General features: G+C 70.8%; 22 protein-coding genes. 15 read left to right on the top strand and 7 right to left on the bottom strand.

Annotation, left to right across the window (positions count from 1 at the left end; genetic code table 11):
- The first annotated feature begins 135 nt into the window (after window positions 1–135).
- From kdd to AC3X7R_RS12750, 7 genes are all read left to right on the top strand, one after another.
- A complete protein-coding gene (gene kdd, locus AC3X7R_RS12780) occupies window positions 136–1,179 on the top strand; it encodes an L-erythro-3,5-diaminohexanoate dehydrogenase (RefSeq protein ID WP_489966049.1) in 1,044 nt (347 codons plus the stop codon).
- Entirely contained in the window at window positions 1,176–2,801 is a 1,626-nt protein-coding gene (kamD, locus tag AC3X7R_RS12775; RefSeq protein WP_489966048.1) for a lysine 5,6-aminomutase subunit alpha, read from the top strand. Before kdd ends, kamD begins: the two co-directional genes overlap by 4 nt.
- Window positions 2,798–3,559: a lysine 5,6-aminomutase subunit beta gene (gene kamE, locus AC3X7R_RS12770; RefSeq protein ID WP_489966047.1), complete on the top strand. Its 762-nt coding sequence runs from the start codon at window positions 2,798–2,800 to the stop codon at window positions 3,557–3,559. The genes kamD and kamE overlap by 4 nt, the downstream gene beginning before the upstream one ends.
- Window positions 3,556–3,972: a 3-aminobutyryl-CoA ammonia lyase gene (gene kal, locus AC3X7R_RS12765; protein WP_489966046.1), complete on the top strand. Its 417-nt coding sequence runs from the start codon at window positions 3,556–3,558 to the stop codon at window positions 3,970–3,972. The genes kamE and kal overlap by 4 nt, the downstream gene beginning before the upstream one ends.
- Before the next feature lie 364 nt (window positions 3,973–4,336).
- Window positions 4,337–5,854: an apolipoprotein N-acyltransferase gene (lnt, locus tag AC3X7R_RS12760; protein ID WP_489966045.1), complete on the top strand. Its 1,518-nt coding sequence runs from the start codon at window positions 4,337–4,339 to the stop codon at window positions 5,852–5,854.
- Between the two features lie 10 nt (window positions 5,855–5,864).
- Window positions 5,865–6,626, top strand: a complete 762-nt coding sequence (locus AC3X7R_RS12755; RefSeq protein WP_489966044.1) for a polyprenol monophosphomannose synthase — start codon at window positions 5,865–5,867, stop codon at window positions 6,624–6,626.
- 7 nt (window positions 6,627–6,633) lie between these two features.
- On the top strand, window positions 6,634–7,128 hold the full coding sequence (locus AC3X7R_RS12750; RefSeq protein ID WP_489966043.1) for an FxsA family protein: 495 nt from the start codon (window positions 6,634–6,636) through the stop codon (window positions 7,126–7,128).
- 32 nt (window positions 7,129–7,160) lie between these two features.
- Here the strand turns inward: AC3X7R_RS12750 and AC3X7R_RS12745 are convergent, their stop codons facing one another.
- The 4 genes from AC3X7R_RS12745 to AC3X7R_RS12730 all read right to left on the bottom strand — a co-directional run bounded on the left by AC3X7R_RS12745 (window position 7,161) and on the right by AC3X7R_RS12730 (window position 11,463).
- The gene (locus AC3X7R_RS12745; RefSeq protein WP_489966042.1) at window positions 7,161–7,547 is read right to left on the bottom strand and encodes an RNA polymerase-binding protein RbpA; all 387 of its coding nucleotides are present in this window, start codon (window positions 7,545–7,547) and stop codon (window positions 7,161–7,163) included.
- Between the two features lie 190 nt (window positions 7,548–7,737).
- Window positions 7,738–9,102 (bottom strand): MFS transporter, encoded by a 1,365-nt coding sequence (locus AC3X7R_RS12740; RefSeq protein ID WP_489966041.1) that lies wholly within the window; start codon window positions 9,100–9,102, stop codon window positions 7,738–7,740.
- Window positions 9,103–9,900, bottom strand: coding sequence for a glycerophosphodiester phosphodiesterase family protein (locus tag AC3X7R_RS12735; protein WP_489966040.1), 798 nt, complete (start codon window positions 9,898–9,900; stop codon window positions 9,103–9,105). It lies immediately after the preceding gene.
- A 36-nt stretch (window positions 9,901–9,936) separates the two neighbouring features.
- Window positions 9,937–11,463 (bottom strand): UDP-N-acetylglucosamine 1-carboxyvinyltransferase, encoded by a 1,527-nt coding sequence (locus tag AC3X7R_RS12730; protein WP_489966039.1) that lies wholly within the window; start codon window positions 11,461–11,463, stop codon window positions 9,937–9,939.
- 188 nt (window positions 11,464–11,651) lie between these two features.
- On the opposite strand from AC3X7R_RS12730, the gene AC3X7R_RS12725 reads away from it, so the two are divergent.
- A complete protein-coding gene (locus AC3X7R_RS12725; RefSeq protein ID WP_489966038.1) occupies window positions 11,652–12,149 on the top strand; it encodes a DUF1269 domain-containing protein in 498 nt (165 codons plus the stop codon).
- Between the two features lie 90 nt (window positions 12,150–12,239).
- Here the strand turns inward: AC3X7R_RS12725 and AC3X7R_RS12720 are convergent, their stop codons facing one another.
- Genes AC3X7R_RS12720 through AC3X7R_RS12710 form a run of 3 tightly spaced genes read right to left on the bottom strand, consistent with a single transcriptional unit; the run spans window position 12,240 to window position 16,681 of the window.
- The gene (locus AC3X7R_RS12720; protein WP_489966037.1) at window positions 12,240–15,719 is read right to left on the bottom strand and encodes an FUSC family protein; all 3,480 of its coding nucleotides are present in this window, start codon (window positions 15,717–15,719) and stop codon (window positions 12,240–12,242) included.
- 42 nt (window positions 15,720–15,761) lie between these two features.
- Window positions 15,762–16,121 carry a fluoride efflux transporter FluC gene (locus AC3X7R_RS12715; RefSeq protein ID WP_489966036.1) on the bottom strand — a complete coding sequence of 120 codons (360 nt, stop codon included), beginning with the start codon at window positions 16,119–16,121 and terminating at the stop codon, window positions 15,762–15,764.
- A gap of 14 nt (window positions 16,122–16,135) precedes the next feature.
- Entirely contained in the window at window positions 16,136–16,681 is a 546-nt protein-coding gene (locus AC3X7R_RS12710) for a fluoride efflux transporter FluC (RefSeq protein WP_489966035.1), read from the bottom strand.
- Between the two features lie 284 nt (window positions 16,682–16,965).
- On the opposite strand from AC3X7R_RS12710, the gene AC3X7R_RS12705 reads away from it, so the two are divergent.
- Genes AC3X7R_RS12705 through AC3X7R_RS12675 form a run of 7 tightly spaced genes read left to right on the top strand, consistent with a single transcriptional unit; the run spans window position 16,966 to window position 22,687 of the window.
- Window positions 16,966–17,271, top strand: coding sequence for an urease subunit gamma (locus AC3X7R_RS12705; protein WP_489966034.1), 306 nt, complete (start codon window positions 16,966–16,968; stop codon window positions 17,269–17,271).
- A gap of 2 nt (window positions 17,272–17,273) precedes the next feature.
- Window positions 17,274–18,137, top strand: a complete 864-nt coding sequence (locus AC3X7R_RS12700) for a sirohydrochlorin chelatase (protein ID WP_489966033.1) — start codon at window positions 17,274–17,276, stop codon at window positions 18,135–18,137.
- Entirely contained in the window at window positions 18,131–18,592 is a 462-nt protein-coding gene (locus AC3X7R_RS12695) for an urease subunit beta (protein ID WP_489966032.1), read from the top strand. The genes AC3X7R_RS12700 and AC3X7R_RS12695 overlap by 7 nt, the downstream gene beginning before the upstream one ends.
- Entirely contained in the window at window positions 18,592–20,316 is a 1,725-nt protein-coding gene (ureC, locus tag AC3X7R_RS12690) for an urease subunit alpha (RefSeq protein ID WP_489966031.1), read from the top strand. Before AC3X7R_RS12695 ends, ureC begins: the two co-directional genes overlap by 1 nt.
- A 7-nt stretch (window positions 20,317–20,323) precedes the next feature.
- Entirely contained in the window at window positions 20,324–21,031 is a 708-nt protein-coding gene (locus AC3X7R_RS12685; RefSeq protein ID WP_489966030.1) for an urease accessory protein UreF, read from the top strand.
- A 38-nt stretch (window positions 21,032–21,069) separates the two neighbouring features.
- On the top strand, window positions 21,070–21,705 hold the full coding sequence (gene ureG / locus AC3X7R_RS12680) for an urease accessory protein UreG (protein WP_489966029.1): 636 nt from the start codon (window positions 21,070–21,072) through the stop codon (window positions 21,703–21,705).
- Window positions 21,706–21,709: 4 nt separating this feature from the next.
- A complete protein-coding gene (locus AC3X7R_RS12675) occupies window positions 21,710–22,687 on the top strand; it encodes an urease accessory protein UreD (protein ID WP_489966028.1) in 978 nt (325 codons plus the stop codon).
- Window positions 22,688–22,731 lie beyond the last annotated feature (44 nt).

Below are 22,731 nucleotides of genomic sequence, written 5' to 3'. Positions count from 1 at the left end.
GGGGGACGTCGGATGGCGGCGTGCCTGTTGTGACCCACGTCGCATTTCTGTCAGAGTACGAGGAGAACATGCGGTGCGTCCATGATCCCGCAGGAGATTCTCCTGATCGCGACCAGTTCGAGAGAGGAATTGGCGGTGCTGACCCTGTCGGTAGGAGGAAGTGATCCGGTCGGACTCCACCGGGTGCTGGACGGGGCCGGGGTGCTGCCACAGGCGGCGCGACGCCTCGACACCCGTCATGAGCTGTGGCCGGACGAGGTCAGGGTGCGGGTCGAGCGCCTCAACCTCGACGCGGCCTCCTTCCGCCAGCTCGAGCAGAAGCACCGCGGGGACGGCGCCGCGGTGCGCGCCGAGGTGCTCGAGATCGTCGGGGCGCGCGGCAAGATGCAGAACCCGGAGACCGGGTCGGGCGGCATGCTGATCGGGACGGTCGAGGAGGTCGGGGCGCTCTCCCCGCTCGGCCTCCGGGTGGGGGACCGGGTGGCCACCCTCGTCTCCCTGTCGCTGACCCCCCTGGTCATCGAGGACGGGCTGACCCGATGGGACGGCGAGGGCGAGCAGGTTCCCTGCGACGGCTACGCGGTGCTCTTCGGCCGCTCCGTCGCCGCCGTGCTCCCCGACGACATGTCCACCCCCCTCGCCCTGGCGGTGATGGACGTGTGCGGGGCCCCGGCCCTGACCCGGCGCGTGGTCGCGGGGTACGACGCCCCGACGGTCGCCGTCATCGGTGCGGCCGGGAAGTCCGGGAGCCTCAGCCTCGCGGCCGCGGGCGAGGCCGGAGCCCGCCGCACGATCGGCGTCGTGCCCCACGAGGCCGAGGCCGAGGTGCTGCGCCGGGCGGGGCTGGCAGACGAGGTGGTGGTCGCGGACGCGCGTGACCCCGCCGCGCTGCGGAAGGCGGTGCTGGCCGCGGGCGGCCCGGCCGACGTCACCGTCGTCTGCGTCGACGTCCCCGGGTCCGAGGGCGGCGCGGTGCTCGCGACCGCCGACCGCGGCACGGTCGTCTTCTTCTCGATGGCCACGTCGTTCTCCGCGGCGGCCCTCGGCGCGGAGGGGCTGGCCGCCGACGTCACCATGCTGGTCGGCAACGGCTACGTGCCGGGGCACGCCGACTACGCCCTCGAGCTCGTGCGCAGGCACGCCGGCGTCCGCGCCCTCTTCGAGAGCAGGCTCCGGTGACAGCCGCCCCTGAGACCCGGAGCCGCACCCCCCGCCTCTCGCTCCCCGACGAGCAGGTGGCCCGGGCGCGTCAGCTCGCCGCCCGTGCCGGGCAGCCGATCGTCGACCTGGCGCGCCGGCACACCACGGTCTCGGTGGAGCGAGCCACGCTCCGCCTCGCCGGGCTCGACGGCGCCGACCCGGACGGCATCCCGTGGGTCAACCGGCTCACCGACGCGGTCCGCGCCGACCTGCACGACGAGGGCGGTCTGGCGCACGGGATCAGCCTGCCGGTCTGGGACGCGCTCGCCCGCGGAGAGGCGCCCGACCTGGCCACGCTGGCCCGCCGGGCCGGGGCCGGCTCGGTCCGGTTCCGGGTGCCCCAGGGCGAGGAGGCCGCGCTCGCCAGGCGCGCCGCCCGGCTCGCCGTCGGGCACGGCGTACGCCGCCTCGACGAGCGCCGCGCCGAGCGTGAGCGGCTGGTCGCCGAGGTGGGCGACGCCCCGCGTACGCCCTGGATCTACCTGATCGTGGCCACCGGCGACATCCACGAGGACATCCCGCAGGCCCAGGCGGCCGCGCGGGCGGGTGCCGACGTGATCGCGGTGATCCGCAGCACCGGCCAGTCGCTCCTCGACTACGTGCCGGAGGGGGCGACCCGGGAGGGGTTCGCGGGCACCTATGCCACCCAGGAGAACTTCCGGCTGATGCGGGCGGCGCTCGACGAGACGAGCCGGGAGCTCGGCCGTTACGTCCGCCTCACCAACTACGCCTCGGGGCTGTGCATGCCCGAGATCGCGGCCCTCGCCGGGCTGGAGCGGCTCGACATGATGCTGAACGACTCGATGTACGGGATCCTCTTCCGCGACATCAACCCGATCCGCACCTTCGTGGACCAGCGCTTCAGTCGCCAGGTGCACGCGCGGGCCGGCATCATCATCAACACCGGCGAGGACAACTACCTCACCACGGCGGACGCCGTCGAGGCAGCCCACACCGTCACCACCAGCCAGCTCCTCAACGAGTTCTTCGCCAAGGAGGCGGGCCTCGAGGACTGGCAGCTGGGCCTGGGCCACGCCTTCGAGATCGACCCGGAGGTCCCCGACTCCTTCCGCCTCGAGCTGGCGCACGCCCTGCTGGCGCGCGAGCTCTTCCCGGACGCTCCGCTGAAGTGGATGCCCCCGACGCGGCACATGACCGGCGACGTCTTCCGCGGGTACCTCCTGGACGGTTTCTTCAACCTGGCCGGCGCCCTCACCGGACAGGGCATCCTGCTGGTCGGCATGATGACGGAGGCCGTCGTCACCCCTTGGCTCTCCGATCGCGACCTGGCCCTGGAGAACGTCCGCTACGTGCTGAACGCGGCCGGCAACCTCCACGAGGACTTCGTCCCGGCCCCGGACGGCTTCATCGCCCGGCGGGCCCGGGAGGTGCTGGCCGAGTCGGTGACGCTGCTCGAGCGCATCGTGGGGGAGCAGGGCCCGGGGCAGGACAGTGCCCGTGGCCTCCTCGACGCGATCGCCGACGGCACGTTCGGCCTGATGCGCCGGCCCCCCGACCGCGGGCGGGGGCTCGACGGGGTGGCGGCCAAGTCGGGCGCCTACTACAACCCCGCCACCGAGCTCCTTGAGGAGTCCTCGTGATCATCCGACCGTACGGCGACACCACGGGCGACGGCATGGCCCAGCTCTCCTTCACGCTGCCCATGAGCCACTCCAAGGTCGCGGAGGGGGCCGCCGAGCAGCTGGCCAACCGGATGGGGATGGAGCCCGCGATGGTGGTGCACGCCCGGCCCGTGGGCGACGGCTACACGTTCTTCGTCGTCTACGGGCGGGTGAACCACCTGGTCGACACCGACCAGGTGGAGGTCGTCGCGCGGGACTACCCCCTGCTCACCCCGGCGGAGATCAACGCCGGGATCAAACGCGCCCTGCAACGGCGCCTCGTCGTCGTCGGGGCGTGCATCGGCACCGACGCGCACACGGTCGGCATCGACGCGATCCTCAACATCAAGGGCTTCGCGGGGGAGAAGGGGCTCGAGTACCACCGGGAGATGAAGGTGGTGAACCTCGGGGCTCAGGTCTCGGTGCCCGAGCTGGTCGAGACCGCACGCACCGAGCAGGCCGACGCCGTCCTGGTCTCCCAGGTGGTCACGCAGCGCGACGCGCACCTGCTCAACACCCGCGAGATGTCCGCCGCCTTCCGCGAGGCGTTCCCCGAGCACCGGCGCCCGGTGCTGGTCGTGGGAGGTCCCAGGTTCGACGAGAAGATGGCCGACGCCCTGGGCGTGGACCGGGTCTTCTCCCGGGGCACCACACCGGGGGAGGTGGCGTCCTTCCTGGTGCACCGCCTGGCTGGCAGGCCCAGCCGGGAGCCCGCCACAGGAAGGACCGCACCATGACCGAGCACCGCACCCCCGACGACCTCGTCGGTGAGCTGGTGATCCATCGTCGCTACGTGCCCTACTCGCACGCCCACTACGCCGGCAACCTGGTGGACGGCGCCTACTCCCTGAGCCTCTTCGGCGACGTGGCCACCGAGATGTGCATCCGCACCGACGGTGACGAGGGCCTGTTCGCCTCCTACTCCGACGTGCAGTTCCTCGCCCCGGTGCGCGCCGGCGACGTGGTGGAGATCCGGTGCCGGCTGGTCCGCGCCGGCCGGAGGTCACGGGAGATGGAGTTCGAGCTGCGCGTCGTGGCGCGGGGCGACGGCTCCGCCGGTGCCCCCGGTGCGGCTCGCGCCCTCCGCGAGCCCCTGGTCGCGACCACCGCCGTCGGCACCGTGGTGGTGCCTGCGCCGACGCAGACCTGAGCCTGCCGGGCCCGGGCGGCGTGTCGCGGCACTCCCCGGCGTGTCCCGCACAATCTGCGGGAACCGGTTGACAGCGACCTCCGATCCGCCGCAGAGTGCGGTGTCCGCCTGTGCAGATCGTGCGCGGCGGACCGACGTCCGGGTGAGCGGGTTGGCGGGTGGGGCACCACCATCCGACCCACCTGGTTCACGGAGGTCGGTCCCGCCGCTGCGAGGGTGGGCACGGGAGGAGCAGCAGTCCCTTAGACAACTTCTCGCCGGTCACCTCCAGTGGTCGTCGCGTCGGTCCGAAGCGCTGCTGCTCCTTCCGTCCTCCTGCCCGTCGACCTCCGGGCTCGTTGCCCGCACCGGGTAGGTTGACCACGTGCTGCGCCGCTCGCTCCTGGCCGGTGGAGCGGGGCTCCTCCTGGCTCTCGCCTCCGAGCCCCTGGGCCTGGCCCTGCTGGCTCCGCTCGCCGTGGCCGGTCTGGTGCTCGCCGTCCGTGGCATGTCCGCGAGGAGGGCGTGGCTCCCCGGTCTGGCCTTCGGCTGCGCCTACTTCTTCGTGCTCCTGTGGTGGATGCGCGCGGTGGGCTGGGACGCCTGGCTGGCGCTCTCGGCCGCACAGGCACTGGTCATGGCGCCGCTCGGGAGCGCTCTCGCCCTGGTCGGCCGGCTCCGGTGGTGGCCGCTCCTCTCGGCCCTGTGCTGGGTCGCGGTGGAGACGGTCCGGGGAGCCTGGCCCTTCGGCGGACTGCCGTGGGGCCGCCTCTCCTACGCCGTCGCCGACACCTGGTGGGCCGCGGCGCTGCCGTGGTTCGGCTTCACCGGAGTCAGCCTGCTCGTGGCCGGCATCGGCTGTGCCCTCGCCTGGTGCTGGGCGACGAGGCCGTCCCTGCCCAAGGTGGCGCTGGTGGGACTCACGCTGGCCGGCGCCTCGCTGTGGGGCGTGGCCGTGCCGTGGCAGGCCCAGCCGGAGGGCTCGCTCCGCGTGGCCGTGGTGCAGGGCGACGTGCCGGGCAGCGGGGACGACCTGGTCTCGGTCCACCGGGACGTCACACGCAACCACGTCGAGGCCACGGTGGCGCTGGGGGAGCGGGTCGCCGCGGGGGAGGAGGCACCACCGGACCTCGTGCTCTGGCCGGAGAACTCCACCGCGGTCGACCCGTTCCGCGACGTCGAGGTCAGGACGGGGATCGAGCGCGCCGTGCAGGCGGTCGGCGCCCCGGTCCTGGTCGGCGCCATGACCGATGCCGAGGAGCCGGACGCCGTGCTCAACCAGGGCATCGTCTGGTCGCCGGGAACCGGCGGAGGCGATCGCTACACCAAGCGTCACCCGGTCCCGTTCGGTGAGTACATCCCGTGGCGCGACACCGTCTTCACCGGGAACTTCGGCAAGCTCCGGCTCGTCGCCCGCGACATGATGAGCGGCACCCGGGACACGCCCTTGACGGTGGGGGAGACCCAGGTGGCCGACGCCATCTGCTTCGACGTGGCCTATGACGACGCCATCCACGCCCAGCTGCGCCGGGGGGCGCGCCTGCTGGTGGTCCAGAGCAGCAACGCGATGTTCATCAGGACCCCGCAGATCGAGCAGCAGTTCGAGATCACCCGACTCCGGGCGCTCGAGACGGGCCGCGCGGTCGCCGTCGCCGCCACCAACGGCCTGAGCGGGATCATCGGCCCGGACGGGGAGGTCGTCGACGAGGCGCCTCCGCAGACCACGAGCGTGCTGGTCCAGGACGTCCCCCTGATCGACCGGACGACGCCCGCGGTCGCCATGGGTCCGTGGCCCGGACGGGTCGCCGTGCTCTTGTCCGTGGTGGCGTGCGTGAGCGGTGCCAGGCGACGGCCGGATGCCCTATGCTCGCCCGGGCGCTCCGCCGACCCTTCCGTGAGCTGAGGAGACCTGAGTGAATCCGTCCCGTCTCGGTCGAACCGTGATGGTCGTGCCGACCTACAACGAGGCGGCCAACATCGAGTGGATCATCCAGCGTCTGCGCAAGGCCCAGCCGGAGGTCCACGTCCTGGTCGTGGACGACGGCTCTCCGGACGGCACCGGCCGGATGGTCGAGGAGATGGCGGCCCACGACGACCACGTGCACGTCCTCCACCGCACGGAGAAGGCGGGTCTGGGGGCCGCGTACCTCCACGGCTTCCGGGTCGCCCTCGACATGGGCTTCGACGTGATCGGCGAGATGGACGCCGACGGCTCGCACCAGCCCGAGCAGCTGGAGCGGCTGATGGACGCCCTGGCGGACGGGGCCGATCTCGTGATCGGCTCCCGCTGGATCCCGGGTGGGTCGATCGTCAACTGGTCGAAGGGCCGTGAGGTGCTCTCTCGGGCCGGCAACCTCTACACCCGCATCCTGCTCGGGATGCCGGTGCGGGACGCGACCGCCGGGTACCGGCTCTTCCGTCGCGAGACCCTGGAGGCCATCGACCTGGACTCGGTCCGCTCGACCGGGTACGTCTTCCAGACCGACATGGCCTACCGGACGATGCGCCGGGGCCTCAAGGTGGTCGAGGTGCCGATCGAGTTCGTGGAGCGCGAGCGCGGCGACTCCAAGATGAGCCGTGCGGTCGCCACCGAGTCGCTGCGCCGGATCACGGTCTGGGGCCTGCAGGAGCGGCGGGACCAGCTGCGGGGCCGTCTTGGGCGTCGTTCTGCATGATGGAGGCATGAGCTCCGGTCGTCGCGTTCCGCTATGGGTCCTCTTCGTCCTCCTGGTCGTCCTTCCGCTCGCCGAGCTGTGGACGCTCATCCGGGTGGGGCGGGTGATCGGTGCCTGGTGGACGATCGGGCTGCTGGTGCTGATGAGCCTGCTCGGCGGGTGGCTGATCAAGCGGGAGGGGGCGCGGGCCTGGCGTGCGCTCACCTCGACCCTCTCCGCCGGCCGGATGCCCGCCACCGAGCTCGCCGACGCCGCGCTCATCGTGCTGGGCGGGGCGCTGATGCTCGCGCCCGGCTTCGTCAGCGACGCCATCGGCGTGCTGCTCATCCTGCCCCTGACCCGGCCCGTGGCCCGCAAGGTCCTCCTCGCCGCCCTGGGGCGCCGGTTCCTGGCACTCTCCGTGACCGTGGCGGAGACGCCGGCCGGACCGGTCCGAGACGCACGACACCCCGGACACGGGCCCGAGGGGCCCGTCGTCCGGGGTGAGGTGATCGATCCCTGAGCTGGTGGGGCGACCGCCGGGCCGCACCGTGGTCAGGCGGAGCGGACCCGCTTCTTGGCGTTGGCCCGGTGCAGGTGGGCGGGGCCGATCTCGCCGCCGCGCAGGAGATCGAGCCGCTCCTTGAGGATCTCCTCGAGTTCCTTCTCCGACCGGCGCTCCAGCAGCATGTCCCAGTGGGTACGGGCGGGCTTCTCGACCTTCTCCTCGGGCAGGATCCCCGCGGTGCTCAGCGCCTCGGCGCCGCAGCGCGGACACTCCCAGTTGGCCGGGATCTCCGCCTCGTCCGACATGGTGATCTCGAACTCGTGACCGTGCTGGCACCGGTAGCCGACCTGCTGACGTGCGGCGAACTCGATCCCGCGCTCGTCCTCGAAACTCTGCCCACCGAGCCGTGCGCCCCGCAATGTGCGCTCCGCCATTGAGCCACCTCCAGAAAAGTCATGTGTCCAGCCCGCGGTTGACGGGCGTGAGACGGCAGGAACCAGGTTCCCCGACGCTCAAGGGGAGGGCGTCGGCCGTCGTTTCTTCTTCAACGGTAGCCAGCCGCAGAAGATTCCACGTGTCCAACATACCCAAAGTGGGGCATGACGATGGTCACGAGGGTGACGGTCAGGGCAGGGGCGCGTGGGTGACGAGGGCGGAGTCCCTGCGAATCCCGCTTGAGACCGGGATCAGGAGGGCCAGACCCGCCGCCAGCACGGCCAGGATCCCGAGGATGCCCCAGTGCATCGCGTCGTCGGAGTCGGTCACCCCGGTGAGCGCCGCGCCCACGGCGATGGAGAGCGACCACGCCGCCGGCGCCATGAAGCTGACCGCCCGCCCGGTCGTTGCGTAGAGGCCGAAGATCTCGCCCTCCTCACCCTCGGGGATCAGTCGGGAGAGGAAGGTGCGCGAAGCCGACTGCGCGGGCCCCACGAAGATGCACAGGATCAGTCCGAAGATCCAGAACATCGTGGTGCCGCCCTCCTGGAAGGCGAAGACGCACGCGCCCGCCACCAGCATGAAGCTCAGGGAGATCACGATCACCCGCTTGGGCCCCAGCCGGTCGTCGAGGGCTCCGGAGGCGATGGTGGCGATCCCCGCCACGACGTTGGCGGCCACTCCGAAGATGATGACGTCGCCCGGGGAGAAGCCGAAGGCGCCCGCGGCCAGGACGCCACCGAAGGTGAAGACTCCCGCCAGCCCGTCGCGGAAGACGGCGGAGGCGATGAGGAAGCGCGCCGTGTTGCGGTCGTCGCGCCACAGGTCGCGGACGGTCCGCAAGACCTGTCGGTAGGAGTCGACGATCCCCACCTTGGCGACCTCCGCGCGTGCCGTCGTCTCGTCACGCAGGGTGAGGATGACCGGCAGGCTGAAGAGGACAGTCCAGGCCGCGCAGAAGAGCATCGCGACGCGCACGTCCATGCCCTCGTCGTCGGTGATCCCGAACAGCCCCACCTCGGGGTCGATCAGGCCGAAGTAGACGACGAGCAGGAGCACGATCCCGCCGAGGTAGCCCAGCCCCCAGCCGAGCCCCGAGACCCGGCCCACCGTCTGAGGGGTGGAGATCTGGTTGAGCATGGCGTTGTAGTTGACCTGGGCGAACTCGAAGAAGACGTTCCCGGCGGCGAGCAGCAGCAGGCCGAGCCACAGGTAGTCGGGGGAGGGCTTGACGAAGAACATCCCCAGCGACGCCAGCACGACGAGACCGGTGTTGACCGCGAGCCAGAAGGTACGCCGTCCCGACCGGTCGGCACGAAGCCCGCTGACCGGCGCGAAGAGGGCGATCAGGATGCCGGAGGTGGCCATCGCCAAGCCGAACTTCCCGCTCGCCCCGTCACCGAAGGAGTCGGAGGTGATGTAGACGCTGAAGACGAAGGTCGTGATGACCGCGTTGAACGCGGCTGACCCCCAGTCCCAGAGGCTCCAGGCGACCACCGGCCAGGTCAGCCCCCGCTCAGCGACCCCGGTCGCAGACGCGGCCTCGTGTGTCATCTAGCTCTCCCTCCACAGCGTGCGTTGCCGCAGGACGTCCCGGAGGATGTCGGTGCGGTCGGTCATGAGCCCGTCGACGCCACGGTCCAGCAGGACCGCCATCTCGCGGGGGTCGTCGATCGTCCACACATGCACGTGGAGTCCGGCGGCGTGGGCGCGACGCACCAGGCCGGGGGTGACGACGGTGAGGCGCCCTCGGGTGTGCGGCACCTGCAGCGCGCGGCACCCGCTGCCGACGAACCGGCGTGCCAGCCTCGCGCTCGGCAGCAGCCGGAAGGCGACGACCTCCCAGGGGTGGGCGGAGGTGGCGACCCGGGGGCCGGCGAGCCGGCGGAAGGCCCGGAGGCGGCGCGCCGAGAACGAGCCGACCAGGACCCTGTCCCAGGCCCGCTCCTCCTCGATGAGGCGGGCCAGGGGCTCGACGGCGCCGTCGGCCTTGAGGTCGATGTTGAAACGGACCTGCGGGAAGGCGGCGAGGAGCTCGCCCAGGGTCGGGATGCGCTCGCGCTCGGCGATGAGCGCGTCCCGCACCTCGGCGTGGGTGCTCTGGGCGACCTCCCCGGTCCGGTCCGTGACGCGGTCGAGCACGGAGTCGTGGAAGGCCAGGAGCACCCCGTCGCGCGTCACGTGGACGTCGGTCTCGAGGTAGCGGTAGCCGAGCTCGACCGCGTGGGTGAAGGCGGCCAGGGTGTTCTCCAGGCCCTCCAGCTCCGGGTGGTAGGAGCCTCCCCGGTGAGCGAACGCCAACATCGGCGCACCCTCGTCGAGGAAGGGCATCCCGGTGGCTGGTCCGATCACCCGTGCAGTATCCACGACCCGGGTCCCGGGCCGTGCTCAGATGTCGCGGAACGGCTCGATGTTGGCGCCCAGCGTGTTGAGCCGCTCGGCGAGGTCCTCGTAGCCACGGTGGATCACGTAGGTCGAGCGCAGCACGGAGGTCCCCTTCGAGGCGAGCATCGCCAGCAGGATCACCACCGCAGGACGTAGGGCGGGCGGACAGACGATCTCGGTGCCCGAGAAGCGGGTGGGCCCCTCGATCATCACCCGGTGCGGGTCCAGCAGCTTCACGTCCGCGCCGAGCTTGTTGAGCTCGGTGAGGTAGATGGCGCGGTTCTCGTAGACCCAGTCGTGCAGCAGGGTCTGCCCCTGGGCCACGGCCCCGATCACGGCGAAGAAGGGGAGGTTGTCGATGTTGAGGCCCGGGAAGGGCATCGGGTGCACCTTGTCGAGCGGAGCGCGCAGCTCCGACTGACGGGTGGTGAGGTCGACGAGCCGGGTGTGGCCGTTGTTGGCGACGTACTCCTCGGAGCGGGAGTACTGGAACCCCATCTCCTCCAGCAGCGCCAGCTCGATCTCGAGGAACTCGATCGGCGCCCGGTTGATGGTGATCTCGGAGCTGGTGACGATGGCGGCGGCGAGCAGGGACATCGCCTCGATCGGGTCCTCGCTGGGGGAGTAGTCGACATCCACGTCGATGCGCTCCACCCCGCTGACCGTCAGGGTGGTGGTGCCGACGCCCTCGACCTCGACCCCGAGCTTCTGCAGGTAGAAGCAGAGGTCCTGGACCATGTAGTTGGAGGAGGCGTTGCGGATGACCGTCCGTCCGGGATGGAGCGCCGCGGCCATCAACGCGTTCTCGGTGACCGTGTCGCCACGCTCGGTGAGCACGATCGGGCGCTCGGGCACGATGGCCCGGTTGACCTGGGCGTGGTAGGCGCCGTCGCTGGCCTTCACCTCGAGGCCGAAGGGTCGCAGGGCCGACATGTGGGGCTCGACCGTCCGGGTCCCGAGGTTGCAACCTCCGGCGTAGGGCAGGTCGAACGAGCTCGCCTGGTGGAGCAGCGGACCGAGGAACATGATCACCGAGCGGGTACGGCGGGCAGCCTCCTCGTCGATCGCGCTCAGGTCGAGCTCGGCCGGCGGGACGATCTCCAGGTCGTTCTCGTCGTTGAGCCAGCGGGTCTGGACACCGAGCGACTGGAGGACCTCCAGGAGCCGGTTGACCTCCTCGATCCGAGCCACCTTGCGCAACGTGGTGCGGCCCCGGTTGAGCAGCGAGGCGCACAGCAGCGCGACCCCGGCGTTCTTGGAGGTCTTCACGTCGATCTGCCCGGAGAGCGTGGTCGGCCCGGTGACCCGGAGGTGGGTGGGACCGGCGCCGACAGCGACGATCTCGGAGTCGAGCGCGCTGCCGATGCGTGCCAACATCTCCAGCGAGAGGTTCTGGTGCCCCTTCTCGATGCGGTTGATCGCGCTCTGGCTGGTGCCCAGGGTCTCCGCCAGCTGTTGCTGCGTGAGTCCACGGTGCTTGCGGGCGTCGCGAATGATGTTTCCGATGCGCCCGAGGTAGTCCTGCGTCATGGCTTCACGGTATCTCAGATATGAGATAACCCAAGCCGTGGACGCGCCAGGTGACCGGGCCATAAGGCCCGGCGCGCGGGTCCTTTGACCGTGGATAGCGGATCCGCGCAGCACTACGTTCGCCTCAGAGGCGCCTGGGAGCGAGGCACGCCGCCTGGGCCCGACCGACGACGAGGCAGGAGCACGACGTGGCAACTCTCACAGTGTGGAAGTTCGACAGTCCCGACGGGGCACAAGTGGCCGAGGAGGCTCTGCTGGCCCTGCAGAAGAAGGAGCTGGTGCAGGTGCTGGACGCGGCGACGGTGTCGTGGCCCGAAGGCAAGAAGAAGCCCAAGACGCGTCAGGCCAACGACCTGATGGCACCCGGCATCCTCGGCGGGATGTTCTGGGGCCTGGTCTTCGGTGTCATCTTCTTCGTCCCGTTGATCGGGCTGGTGGTGGGCGCCGCCTCGGGGGCCCTCGTCGGCTCGCTGACCGACATCGGGATCGACGACGACTTCATCGACTCGGTGCGCGAGAAGGTCACCCCCGGGACCTCGGCGCTCTTCGTGCTGACCTCGGGTGCGGTGCTCGACCGGGTCCACGAGTCCCTGCGGGAGCAGGGGATCCACGGTGAGCTGATCGAGACGAACCTCTCGGCCGAGGAGGAGGCCAACCTGCGCACCATGCTCGAGGAGTCCGCCTGACCGCTGCGCACCACCCACCGGCTGGTCCCCCAGGGGCCGGCCGGTCGGTCGTTCCCGGCGCCCTGCCCGTGGGGGAGTGCGGAGTCACGATCAGGCCGGCGAGGCTCCGGAGGTCGGAGCCCGCCGGTCGTCCACCAGGTCCGGAGAGATGTCGCCGAGCAGCGCGATCACCGTCTGGTTGACGTGCTCCACGTGGGCGACGATCTCGTCCACCACCGGTGAGGTCGCGGCGGCGGCGTCGTCGACACCCGGCAGCGCGCTCTCCACGGCACCCGGCACCCGGTCCGCCAGTGCCGCGCTGAGGGCCCCCAGGTTCTGGTCCAGGACGCGACGCAGCGTGGCCCAGTCGCCTCCCGAGACGTCGGCGCCCTGCGAGACGGCCTCGGCAGCGGCCCTCACCAGGCGCCTCGTGGAGTAGGTCAGGGACCAGACCGCGGTGAGCTGCGCCTCGATCGCCCCCACGTCGAGTGCGCCCCCCGAGCTCCTCAGCGGCGCCGCGGTGGAGTTGATCGCCCTGACGTGCTGGTCGATCACGAGGAGCCGGTGCTGGATCGCCCCGACGGAGATCTCCGTGCTGCCGTTCAGCCGCTCCAGGCTTCCGGCTATCACCACCTGCACGTCTGCGACCAGCGTGGAGAAGTCCCTGTTGAGCTGGCGCCGGGTATGGGTCGGCAGCACCCGCCAGGCCACCAGCAGCGCGATCGCGGCTCCGACGAGCGTCTCCAGGACCCGGATCTCCAGGGTGAGGGTGGTGAGGTGGCCCAGGAACTCGTAGATCGAGGCGAAGATGAGGGTCGTCCAGAAGGTGGCCCGAGCCGCGGAGACAGGGCGGTAGTAGACCGAGGCGTAGACGGCCAGGGCCAGCACGGGGACCATCACCCAGCTCGGGGCTCCGGTTCCGATCGCGAGGCCGAAACCCACAGCCGCACCGGCGACCGTCCCACCGATCCGCTGGAGGCCTTTGACGAACGTCTCGCCGTCGGTTCCTCCCAGGACCTGGAACGCCGCCAGGGGCGCCCAGTACTGGTGAGTCTCGTAGAACGCCTCGGCCAGTGCCAGCGACGCCCCCGTGGCGACGGCGGCCTGCACGCCGCGTCGCACCGGCGGCGCCACCCGGCCGGTCGACCGGTTGGCGGACGGGACCGGAGAGGACTGGTCCAGCGCGCCCAGAGCCGCTGCCTCCGCCTCGTCGTACGGGTCGAGCGGGTCGAGCGGCTCCAACGGGTCCACCGGTCGCTGCGTGTCACCATCGCGCCCGGACTCCCACCCGGTCAGGGCTGCGACGGCGCGGTGGAACTCCTCGGCGGCCCGGAAGAGGCGCCGGGCGGCCGGCGGCCAGTGGCCGGGCGGTGGCTCCTCCTCCCATGGCGGCAGGGCGGGCGGAGCTCCCCGCGGCGCGGGTGCTGCCGCGCCGTTCCCGTCGTGCAGCAGCCGGACGCTGCTCTGCAGGTGCGTCTTGAGGAGCTCGAGGCGCCCGGCGAGCCGCGCCCGCATCTCCAGCGACGTGGTCGTGCCGGTCACGTCCCGGGCGGCATGCTGGAGGTTCACCGCCGCGAGCTCGGCGTCGAAGACCCTCAGGCGCAACCTGGATCCATGGGCCTCGTCGATCCCGGTGGCGTCCGGCTCGCCGTTCAGCTGACCGGCCAGGAAGGCTGCGCCGCGGTGCATCCGCTGCAGGTCGTGGGCTGCGCGCCGACGGACTTCCGGGTCCCAGCGGGCCCAGGAGACCGCGTCCACCAAGGTGCTCACCATGGTCACCATCTCGTTCCCGAAGGCGTCGACGCCGCTGCGCAGCACCGCTCGGGGGCGATCGGGCAGGAACACGTAGGTGAGCAGGTAGGCCCAGACCACACCCACGACGGCCGCAGCGGTGTACCAGAGCACGTCCTCGAGCTGGAGCTGGAGGATGAGCGCGAAGTAGTAGGCCATGAAGGTGACCCGTCCCAGAGCCCCCCACCGCCCGCCGAACCTGGCCGCGGCCACTCCGGCGAAGGCGACGAGCACGAGGAGCAGCCCACCCCCGAGGGGCGAGTCGGCCACCAGCGCCCCGAGGAGCAGCACCAGGCCGATCGGCACGACCACCAGCAGCGAGGTGAGCTGGCGGCCCCGCAGCGTCTTGTCGACACTGATGCCGGCGCTCAGCATGGCCACGAACCCCCCGAAGATCGCCGGGGGGAGCGCCGTCTCGCCGAGGGCCTCGAAGAGCAGATGGACCGTGGTGAAGGCGGCGGCCGCGGCCAGCACGGCCCTGCTGGCCATGCGGCGGCGCGCATGACCGGGGTCGACCTCGCCCGTGCGGCTCGCCAGCAGGCTTCGCCAGCGGGTGTACCAGGGGGCAGCGGCGCCGGACGCGTCGCGGACCGCCCAGGGCGTGGCTCCCGGCACCTCCTCGACGCTCGCCAGCGCGGAGGCGTCGCGGGAGCGGAGGACCGAGACAGGCTCGTCGGCGACGATCAGCGGCTGGTAGTCGAGGTCGGTGCTCACCGCGAGGACCATCTGACGGGCGCGATAGGCGAAGGGGAGCCATGCGGAGTAGCGCGCGTACGCGTCCTCGGCGTCGGCGAGCGGGTCAGCCCCGGCCAGGGGCGTGAGGGCGAGCTCGAGCTCGACGAACTGCGTGACCCAGGCGTCACGGGCCGAGGACGGCGCGGCAGCGGTCGGCAGATGAGCGAGGAAGACGTCGCGGGAGACCACCTCGGGGACGTGGATGTCCGACCAGCCCAGCCGGGTCTGGAGGTAGTCCCCGAACTCGAGGTAGTGGAAGGTCAGGGTCGTGAGCGTCGGCTCCGACGACGCAGGGTGCCCGCCCGGCATGCCCCACCGCAGTGCGCTGATCGTCCCGCCCAGCATCCTGAGCGCGTAGGGGAGGGCGAACTGGTCGCGGCCACTCTGGAAGTAGTAGGCGGCGTGGTGCAGCCGCAGGCCGTCCATGTAGGAGGTGAAGGCGTCCGCGATGTCGTCGAGATGCCCGTCCAGCCCGTGGGGCTCTCCCTCCCTGAAGTAGGGCGCGAGACTCGCCACGGGGGACCCCGCCCCCCGTTCGGTGCTGGAGAACTGCCGGCACAGGACGTTGAGGCTGCCGATCACGTCGTAGACGCCCAGCAGGAACGTCAGCGTGAGGGAGATCAGCACGACTCCGGTCAGTGACTCGGCGATGCTGAGGAAACGCAGCAGGTCAGTCTCCGCAGTGAGTGCCGAACCACCGACGGTGGCCAGCTGGGCGGCGCTGAAGTACATCGCGTCGAAGAGGTCGAGGCTCGCTCCGGTCCCGGAGACGGAGAACGCCGAGTCCGTCATCTTCGCGCGGTAGATCAGGCCGAAGCCGACGATGACGCCGAACAGCCAGACGACCACCACGATGACCAGCTGCAGACCGGTCACCTGCCGCAGGCCCACGGCGCGCCACCGGCGCGGGAGGCGGCGGGTCACCCGACGCAGCACCCGCCACTGCGCGGCGGTCACGCGCCCGGTGATGAAGCCTGCCTCGTCGAAGTTCAGGGCGGTGAGGAACACGTCGAGCAGGGTGGCGGTGAGGACCACGATCCCGAGGGCCAGCCACAGCGTGTCCACTCGCACCACTCCTCGTCGGAATATCGTCGAAGTACTCGTGGATCAGTAGGACGCACCCCATCGGTAGCCGAGAAGCGCCAGGGCGACGCTCACCACGAGCACCCCGAAGCCGTAGGCGGCGGCTGTCGCGTAGTCCCTGTTCCTCACCAGCTGCACGGTCTCGTAGCTGGCGGTGCTGAAGGTCGTGTACCCCCCGAGGAAGCCGGTGCCCAGCACGGCGCTCGCCTCGGTCGAGGCCAGCCCGCCGGCCACCAGACCGGTCAGCAGTCCCAGGAGCAGGGACCCGGACATGTTGATCAGCGCCGTGGGCCAGGAGAACCTGCTCGTCAGGCGCGCCCGGAGCGCCCCGTCGACGACGAACCGCACGCCCGCCCCCACGCCGCCGGCGAGGACGAGCAACACGAAGAGCCCCGGCGTCATGACCTGCCGTCCGCGGGTTGCGTGGGTCGCTCCACCAGGGAGGCGGCCAGGATGCCGAGGAAGGTCGCGGCGGCGCCGAGGGCGACGGTGCCGAGGGCGTAGAAGGCGCCCATGCCGAGTCGCGAGTCGTCGAAGAGCACCGCGGTGTCGGTGGCCAGCGAGCTGTAGGTGGTGAGGCCTCCGCAGAAACCGGTCCCGAGCAGCAGCTTCAGTCGACCGACGACCTGCTTGGGCGGTGCGGCACGGGCCAGACCCTCGTAGAGCAGGCCGAGGACGAAGGCGCCGATCACGTTGACGACCGGGATGACCACGGGCACCCGGTCGACCTCGGGGATGGTGAGTGACAATCCCTCGCGGATCGCGACCCCGAAGAAGGCCCCGACGACCACGGTCGCGATGGAGATCGCGTGGAGGTAGTCCGGGCGCGGCGTCGCCCCGTGCGGGGCGTGGTCGGGCGGACCGTGGTCGGAAGGCTTCCCGGCGCGTGCGCTGCTGCGTCCCGGGGCGTGCCGGGACGAGGGGTGCTGGTCGTCGTCCGCCATGTCAGGACCGTACGTTGCGTGGATCGGAGCACAACAGGGCCCATCGGCCCGGTGACCCGTCCCCGAAGGTCCCTGCCGGCAGGGGAATTGGGCCCTTCCTCGGCGGGAGAAATGACCGTAGACCAGTTACGAAGGCACGATGATCGCCTTGGTCGGAGCAGTGCGCAACGGTGTTCCGCTTGCACTCTTGCACCGATTCTCAGGTGGGTCATGGTGGACTGCACGGCTTCGAAAGGAATGTCGCGCAGGGATTCATCCGCGCTTCTCGAAAGGCATTTCCTCCCATGGACCTCACCCCCAAGGAAATTGACAAGCTGTACATCTACCAGGTCGCCGAGATCGCCCGGCGACGCCGAGACCGGGGCACCAAGCTCAACATCAGCGAGGCGCAGGCGCTGATCTGTGAGGCCATCCTGGAGGCCGCGCGGGACGGGAAGTCGGTCGCCGAGTGCATGGAGCTCGGCAAGCACGTCGTCTCGGAGGCGGACTGCATGGACGGCGTGCGGCAGCGTCTCTCGCTCCTGCAGGTCGAGGCCACGTTCGCCGACGGAAGCAAGCTCGTGTCCTGCCACGATCCCGTGGCGGCCTGATCATGGAGGCGGGCGGACAGGCTCCCGCTCTGGTGCTGGTGACCGGCCACGAGGCCGCCGGGGAGAGCGTCGTGGGGCAACTCGCCGCGGCGCGACCCGGATCGGTCGTCTCCGCAGCGGGAGGGCCGCTCCACCACGAGGTCACGCGGCTCCTCACGGCGGGGGAGAGGCCGGTCCTGGTGCTGCCGATGACCTGGGGACGCGACCCGGGCATGGTGGCCGACACCGCCAAGACGCTCAACTGGCTGGCCTCCGGACCCGGGGCCGGACGGCTGGCACTCTGCGACGGGTTCGGCACCGCCGACCACCTCGTGGCACACCTGCGGCGGGCCGTCCGCGAGACGGCCGGCCTGCGTCCCCAGGCCGGAGTGCTGATCGCCGCACACGCCAGCAATCCCTTTGACGACGCCGAGCTGTATCGGCTGGGGCACCTCGTGCGTACGCACGGGGCCGCGACCGAGGTCGAGGTGGCTTGCGTGCGCGACCGAGCGGACCTCGAGCACGCCGTGGAGCGCTGCCGACGCCTAGGGATGGCGGAGGTGGAGGTCGTCCCGGCGGGGTTCGCCGGGTCGTGCCAGGTCGGCGGCGAGCTCGACAGCGTCAGCTTCCACGGCCCGCTCCTGTCCGTCGCGGCCGCCAGCCAGGTCGTGCGGCAGCGCGTGGCGGTGGCCCTGCACCTGCTCGACCACGGCCACGACGGGATCGACGCCGGTCTCCTCGCAGACCACGGGCACGGCTACGCCCACTCCCACGGGCCGGACGGCCACGAAGGAGACCACGGCCACGGGCACGCACACGGTGCCCCGAGGCCCCCCGCGCAGCACACGAGGAACACATCCGAGAGCTTGGAGGCACAGCCATGCTAGGCAGCCCGAAGTACCACCACACCGGCGACGACATCGAGATCAACGCCGGACGACCGACCGTCACCCTCAACGTCACCAACACCGGCGACCGGGGGATCCAGGTCGGCTCCCACTTCCACTTCTTCGAGGCCAACCGCGCCCTGATGTTCGAGCGCGAGCTCGCCTACGGCATGCACCTGGACATCCCTGCCGGGACCGGCGTCCGCTTCGAGCCGGGGGACACCCGCGAGGTGAGGCTCACCGCCTACGCAGGGGCACGCCGCGTCATCGGCTTCAACAGCCTCGTCGACGGCGGCCTCGACGCCGAGCAGACCCGCGCGGACGCGATGACCCGGATGACCGAGCGTGGCTTCAAGAACGGCAAGCCGACGGCGCGGGCGTCAGGCAAGGGATCCGGCGGGTCCAGCAGCAGCAGCAACCAGCGCTCCACCAAGAAGACGAAGGGCAAGAGCTGATGGCCACCATCTCGCGCAAGCAGTACACCGACCTCTTCGGTCCCACGACCGGGGACCGACTCACCCTCGCCGACTCCAACCTGGTGATCGAGATCGAGATGGACTACAGCGAGGGGAGCTACGGCGACGAGGTCGTCTACGGCGGCGGCAAGACCGCTCGGGACGGGATGGCGGCCGATCCCCAGACCACCAGCGCTCGTGGCGGCCTCGACCTCGTCATCACCAACGCCGTCGTCCTGGACCCCGTCCTGGGCGTGGTCAAGGGCGACATCGGTGTCAAGGACGGCAGGATCGTCGGGATCGGCAAGTCGGGCAACCCGCACCTGCAGAAGAACGTCGACCCGCGGCTGGTGGTGGGTGCGGTCACCGAGGTGATCGCGGGGGAGCATCTGATCGCGACGGCGGGGGCCATCGACAGTCACGTCCACTACATCTCGCCGCAGCAGGCCATCCACGCGCTGTCCAACGGCATCACGACCCTCTTCGGTGGTGGCACCGGCCCGACCGACGCCACCAACGGCGTGACCACCACGCCCGGCGCGTGGCACATCCACCGGATGCTGGAGGCGGCCGAGGACGTGCCGGTCAACATGGGCTTCCACGGGAAGGGCAACGGGTCGCTGCCCGGTGCGCTGGTCGAGCAGATCGAGGCAGGCGCCTCCTCGCTGAAGGTGCACGAGGACTGGGGGACCACGCCGGCGGCGTTGAGCAACGCCCTCACGGTGGCCGACGAGTACGACGTGCAGGTCTCGGTCCACACCGACAGCCTCAACGAGGCGGGGTTCGTGGAGGACACCATGTCGGCGATCAACGGCCGCACCATCCACACGTACCACACCGAGGGAGCCGGGGGAGGGCACGCACCCGACATCATGAGGGCCGCCAGCTATCCCAACGTGCTGCCTTCCTCGACCAACCCGACGCTGCCCTACACGGTGAACTCGGTCGACGAGCTGCTCGACATGGTGATGGTCTGCCACCACCTCTCGCACGACATCCCGGAGGACGTCGCCTTCGCAGACTCCCGCGTTCGGGCCGAGACGATCTCAGCCGAGACCGTCCTGCACGACGAGGGCGTGCTCTCGATGTTCTCCTCGGACTCCCAGGCGATGGGCAGGATCGGTGAGAGCGTGACGCGGGCTTTCCAGACCGCGCACCACAACAAGGACAAGCGGGGGAAGCTCCCCGAGGACGCCGAGGACAACGACAACTTCCGCGTGCTGCGCTACCTGGCCAAGGTCACGATCAACCCCGCGATCACCCAGGGCATCTCCGACTACGTAGGCTCGCTGGAGGACGGGAAGATCGCCGACATCGTGCTGTGGCGGGTCGACTCCTTCGCGGTGAAGCCCAAGATGGTGATCAAGGGCGGGCTCATCAACTGGGCCCTGATGGGCGACCCCAACTCCTCCCTGCCCACCCCGCAGCCGGTCTACTACCGGCCCATGTTCGGGATGTACGGCAAGGCGCTGCAGAGCACCCGGGTGACCTTCATGTCGCAGGCGGCGGTGGACAACGGCGTCCCCGAGCAGCTCGGCCTGGAGAGCCAGGTGCTGCCGGTGAAGCGTTGCCGGGGCATCGGCAAGGACCACATGGTGCTCAACGACCGGACGCCGGTCATCGAGGTGGACCCCGAGACCTACAAGGTCACCTTCGACGGCCAGCCGGCGCACATCGAGCCGGCACAGAGCCTGCCCATGAACCAGCTCTTCTACCTGGCCTGAGGACCCAGTGACCGAGCCCCGGACCACGGCGACGACCACCAGCCTGCTGGCGAGCCTCCAGCTCGCCGACTCTGCCTTCCCCAGCGGCTTCTACACCATGTCGCACGGGCTGGAGGGCTTCAGCCAGGCCGGGATGGTGGAGCCGGACGGAGTGGAGGGGCTGCTGCGAGGGCTGCTGCTGCACTCCGTCGGCCCGGGCGACGCGACCGCCCTCGTCCGGGCGCACGACGCGGCCTGCGAGGGCGACTGGAGGCGGGTGGTGCTGGTCGACCAGATGCTGCACGCCGCCAAGCTCAACACCGAGATGCGCAAGGCGTCGGTCCGCAGCGGCCACCAGCTCACCGACATCACGCTGGAGACCTTCGGGGGCCCGGCGCTCGTCGAGTGGGCGCGCCTGGTCAAGGCCAAGGAGACACCCGGCTGCCAGCCGGTGGCCTCCGCGGTCGCCTACCTGGCGGCGGGGGTCGACGGCCGGCAGGCGGCCGTCTCCGACATGTCGGCCTTCGCCGTGAGCTTCCTGGGGGCCGCTCTGCGGCTCCGGCTCACCGACCACCGGCACATGCAGGTGGTGCTGCACGCCGTCGCACCCGACATCGCCCAGGCGGCGGAGGAGGCGGTGTGCCGGCCCCTGGCTGACATGGGCGGCTTCGTCCCCATGGCCGACGTGATGTCGGCGCAGCACGAGCGCGCGGAGGCACGGCTCTTCGCCAGCTGAGACAACCACGACAACCACGACAGCAACGAGAGGTCGGCATGACCGAGAACATCCTGAGGATCGGGATCGGCGGGCCCGTCGGGTCCGGCAAGACCGCGCTCACCGAGGCGCTCGTCCCGAGACTGATCGCCGCAGGCCGACAGCCTGCCGTCATCACCAACGACATCTACACCCAGGAGGACGCGCAGCACGTACGCCGGGAGCTCGCGGGCATTCTGGACCCGGAGCGGGTGGTGGGCGTCGAGACCGGCGCCTGCCCGCACACAGCGGTGCGCGACGACCCCACCATGAACCTCGCGGCGGGCGCGGAGATGACCGAGCGGTTCCCCGAGGTCGACACGTTGATCTACGAGTCCGGGGGGGACAACCTCACCCTGACCTTCTCACCGGCACTGGCGGACGTCTTCGTCTTCGTCCTCGACACCGCGGAGGGGGAGAAGATGCCCCGCAAGCGCGGCCCGGGCATCACCGAGTCCGACATCCTGGTGATCAACAAGATCGACATCGCCCAGTACGTGCGCACCGACCTTCAGGTCATGGAGTCCGACGCCCACCGCGTCCGTGACGACAAGCCGGTGGTGCTGACCAACTCGCTGACCGGCGAGGGCATCGACGAGCTCCAGGACCAGATCCTGGCCTGCTGGCACCGGCGTACCGGTGCCCTGGTGACGTGAGCCCGTGACCACGAGCCAAGTTCGGGACGCCGCCGTCCGCTACGGCGGCCCCCGGCTCCAGCCCCTCCACTACGAGCCCGAGCGCGTCCCCTCCTCGGTCGCCCGTCACAGCGGGGTGCCGGACACCCTGCCGGCCGGCAGCCCAGGAAAGATCGGTCTCCTCCAGCTCGAGTTCGCCCGCCGGGGCGGGGTCACGCAGCTGGTCCAGCACTACCAGAAGTCGCCGCTGCAGATCATGCACCCGCTCTACTACGACCCGCTGCGACCCGACATGCCCTACACCTACCTGATGTCGACCGGCGCCGGGATCATCCAGGGGGACAGGCTGCGCACGGATCTCACGTTCGGCGCCGACTCCTCGGCCTACGTGACCACCTCGGCCTACACCAAGGTGCTCAAGATGGAGCACGACTACGCGGTGGCCCAGGTCAACCTCGACGTGCAGCCCGGTGCCTACGTGGAGTACCTCCCGGACCCGATTGTCGCCTTCGCCCAGGCACGCCTCTACCAGCGCACCCGGGTGCGCCTCTCCGAGTCGGGCACACTGCTCGCGGGGGAGACGGTCATCGCCGGCAGGTTGGGTCGTGGCGAGCGGCACCGCTACACCGTGCTGGCCGCCGACTTCGAGGTGCATCGACCCGACGGCCGGGTGGTCGCCCTCGACCGGGTGCGTCTGACCCCCGTCGACGGCGCGACCGGCGGGTCCGCGGTGCTCGGCGACCGTGACGTGCTCTCGATGCTCTACGTCTTCACCCCGACGGTGCCGGTGGCCGAGCTCGCCGAGCTCGTCCACTCCGCGATCGTCCCGGAGTTCGGCGACGTCCTGCACGTGGGCGTCAGCGCCCTGCCCGACGACGCGGGGGTGTGGGCACGGATCGTGGGCGACGACGCGATGGCGGTCGCGCGGGCCAACACCGCCGCCTGGCGGGCGCTGCGACTCCGGCTGACCGGGACGGAGGCTCCGGAGATCCGCAAGTCCTGAGCCCCAGCCCAGGGCACACGGCACGTCCGCACATTCCTAGGAGA

Source organism: Nocardioides sp. Z22_16, assembly GCF_058134365.1.
This window is presented reverse-complemented; position numbering and strand designations above follow the sequence as displayed.

Bases quoted from the DNA above. Each gene is read 5' to 3' on its own strand.
- AC3X7R_RS12710 (WP_489966035.1), bottom strand. From the start codon at position 16,681: ATGGCGGACGACGACCAGCACCCCTCGTCCCGGCACGCCCCGGGACGC.
- ureC (WP_489966031.1), top strand. From the start codon at position 18,592: ATGGCCACCATCTCGCGCAAGCAGTACACCGACCTCTTCGGTCCCACG.
- AC3X7R_RS12740 (WP_489966041.1), bottom strand. From the start codon at position 9,102: ATGACACACGAGGCCGCGTCTGCGACCGGGGTCGCTGAGCGGGGGCTG.
- AC3X7R_RS12700 (WP_489966033.1), top strand. From the start codon at position 17,274: ATGGAGGCGGGCGGACAGGCTCCCGCTCTGGTGCTGGTGACCGGCCAC.
- kal (WP_489966046.1), top strand. From the start codon at position 3,556: ATGACCGAGCACCGCACCCCCGACGACCTCGTCGGTGAGCTGGTGATC.
- ureG (WP_489966029.1), top strand. From the start codon at position 21,070: ATGACCGAGAACATCCTGAGGATCGGGATCGGCGGGCCCGTCGGGTCC.
- AC3X7R_RS12705 (WP_489966034.1), top strand. From the start codon at position 16,966: ATGGACCTCACCCCCAAGGAAATTGACAAGCTGTACATCTACCAGGTC.
- AC3X7R_RS12730 (WP_489966039.1), bottom strand. From the start codon at position 11,463: ATGACGCAGGACTACCTCGGGCGCATCGGAAACATCATTCGCGACGCC.
- AC3X7R_RS12750 (WP_489966043.1), top strand. From the start codon at position 6,634: ATGAGCTCCGGTCGTCGCGTTCCGCTATGGGTCCTCTTCGTCCTCCTG.
- AC3X7R_RS12745 (WP_489966042.1), bottom strand. From the start codon at position 7,547: ATGGCGGAGCGCACATTGCGGGGCGCACGGCTCGGTGGGCAGAGTTTC.
- AC3X7R_RS12695 (WP_489966032.1), top strand. From the start codon at position 18,131: ATGCTAGGCAGCCCGAAGTACCACCACACCGGCGACGACATCGAGATC.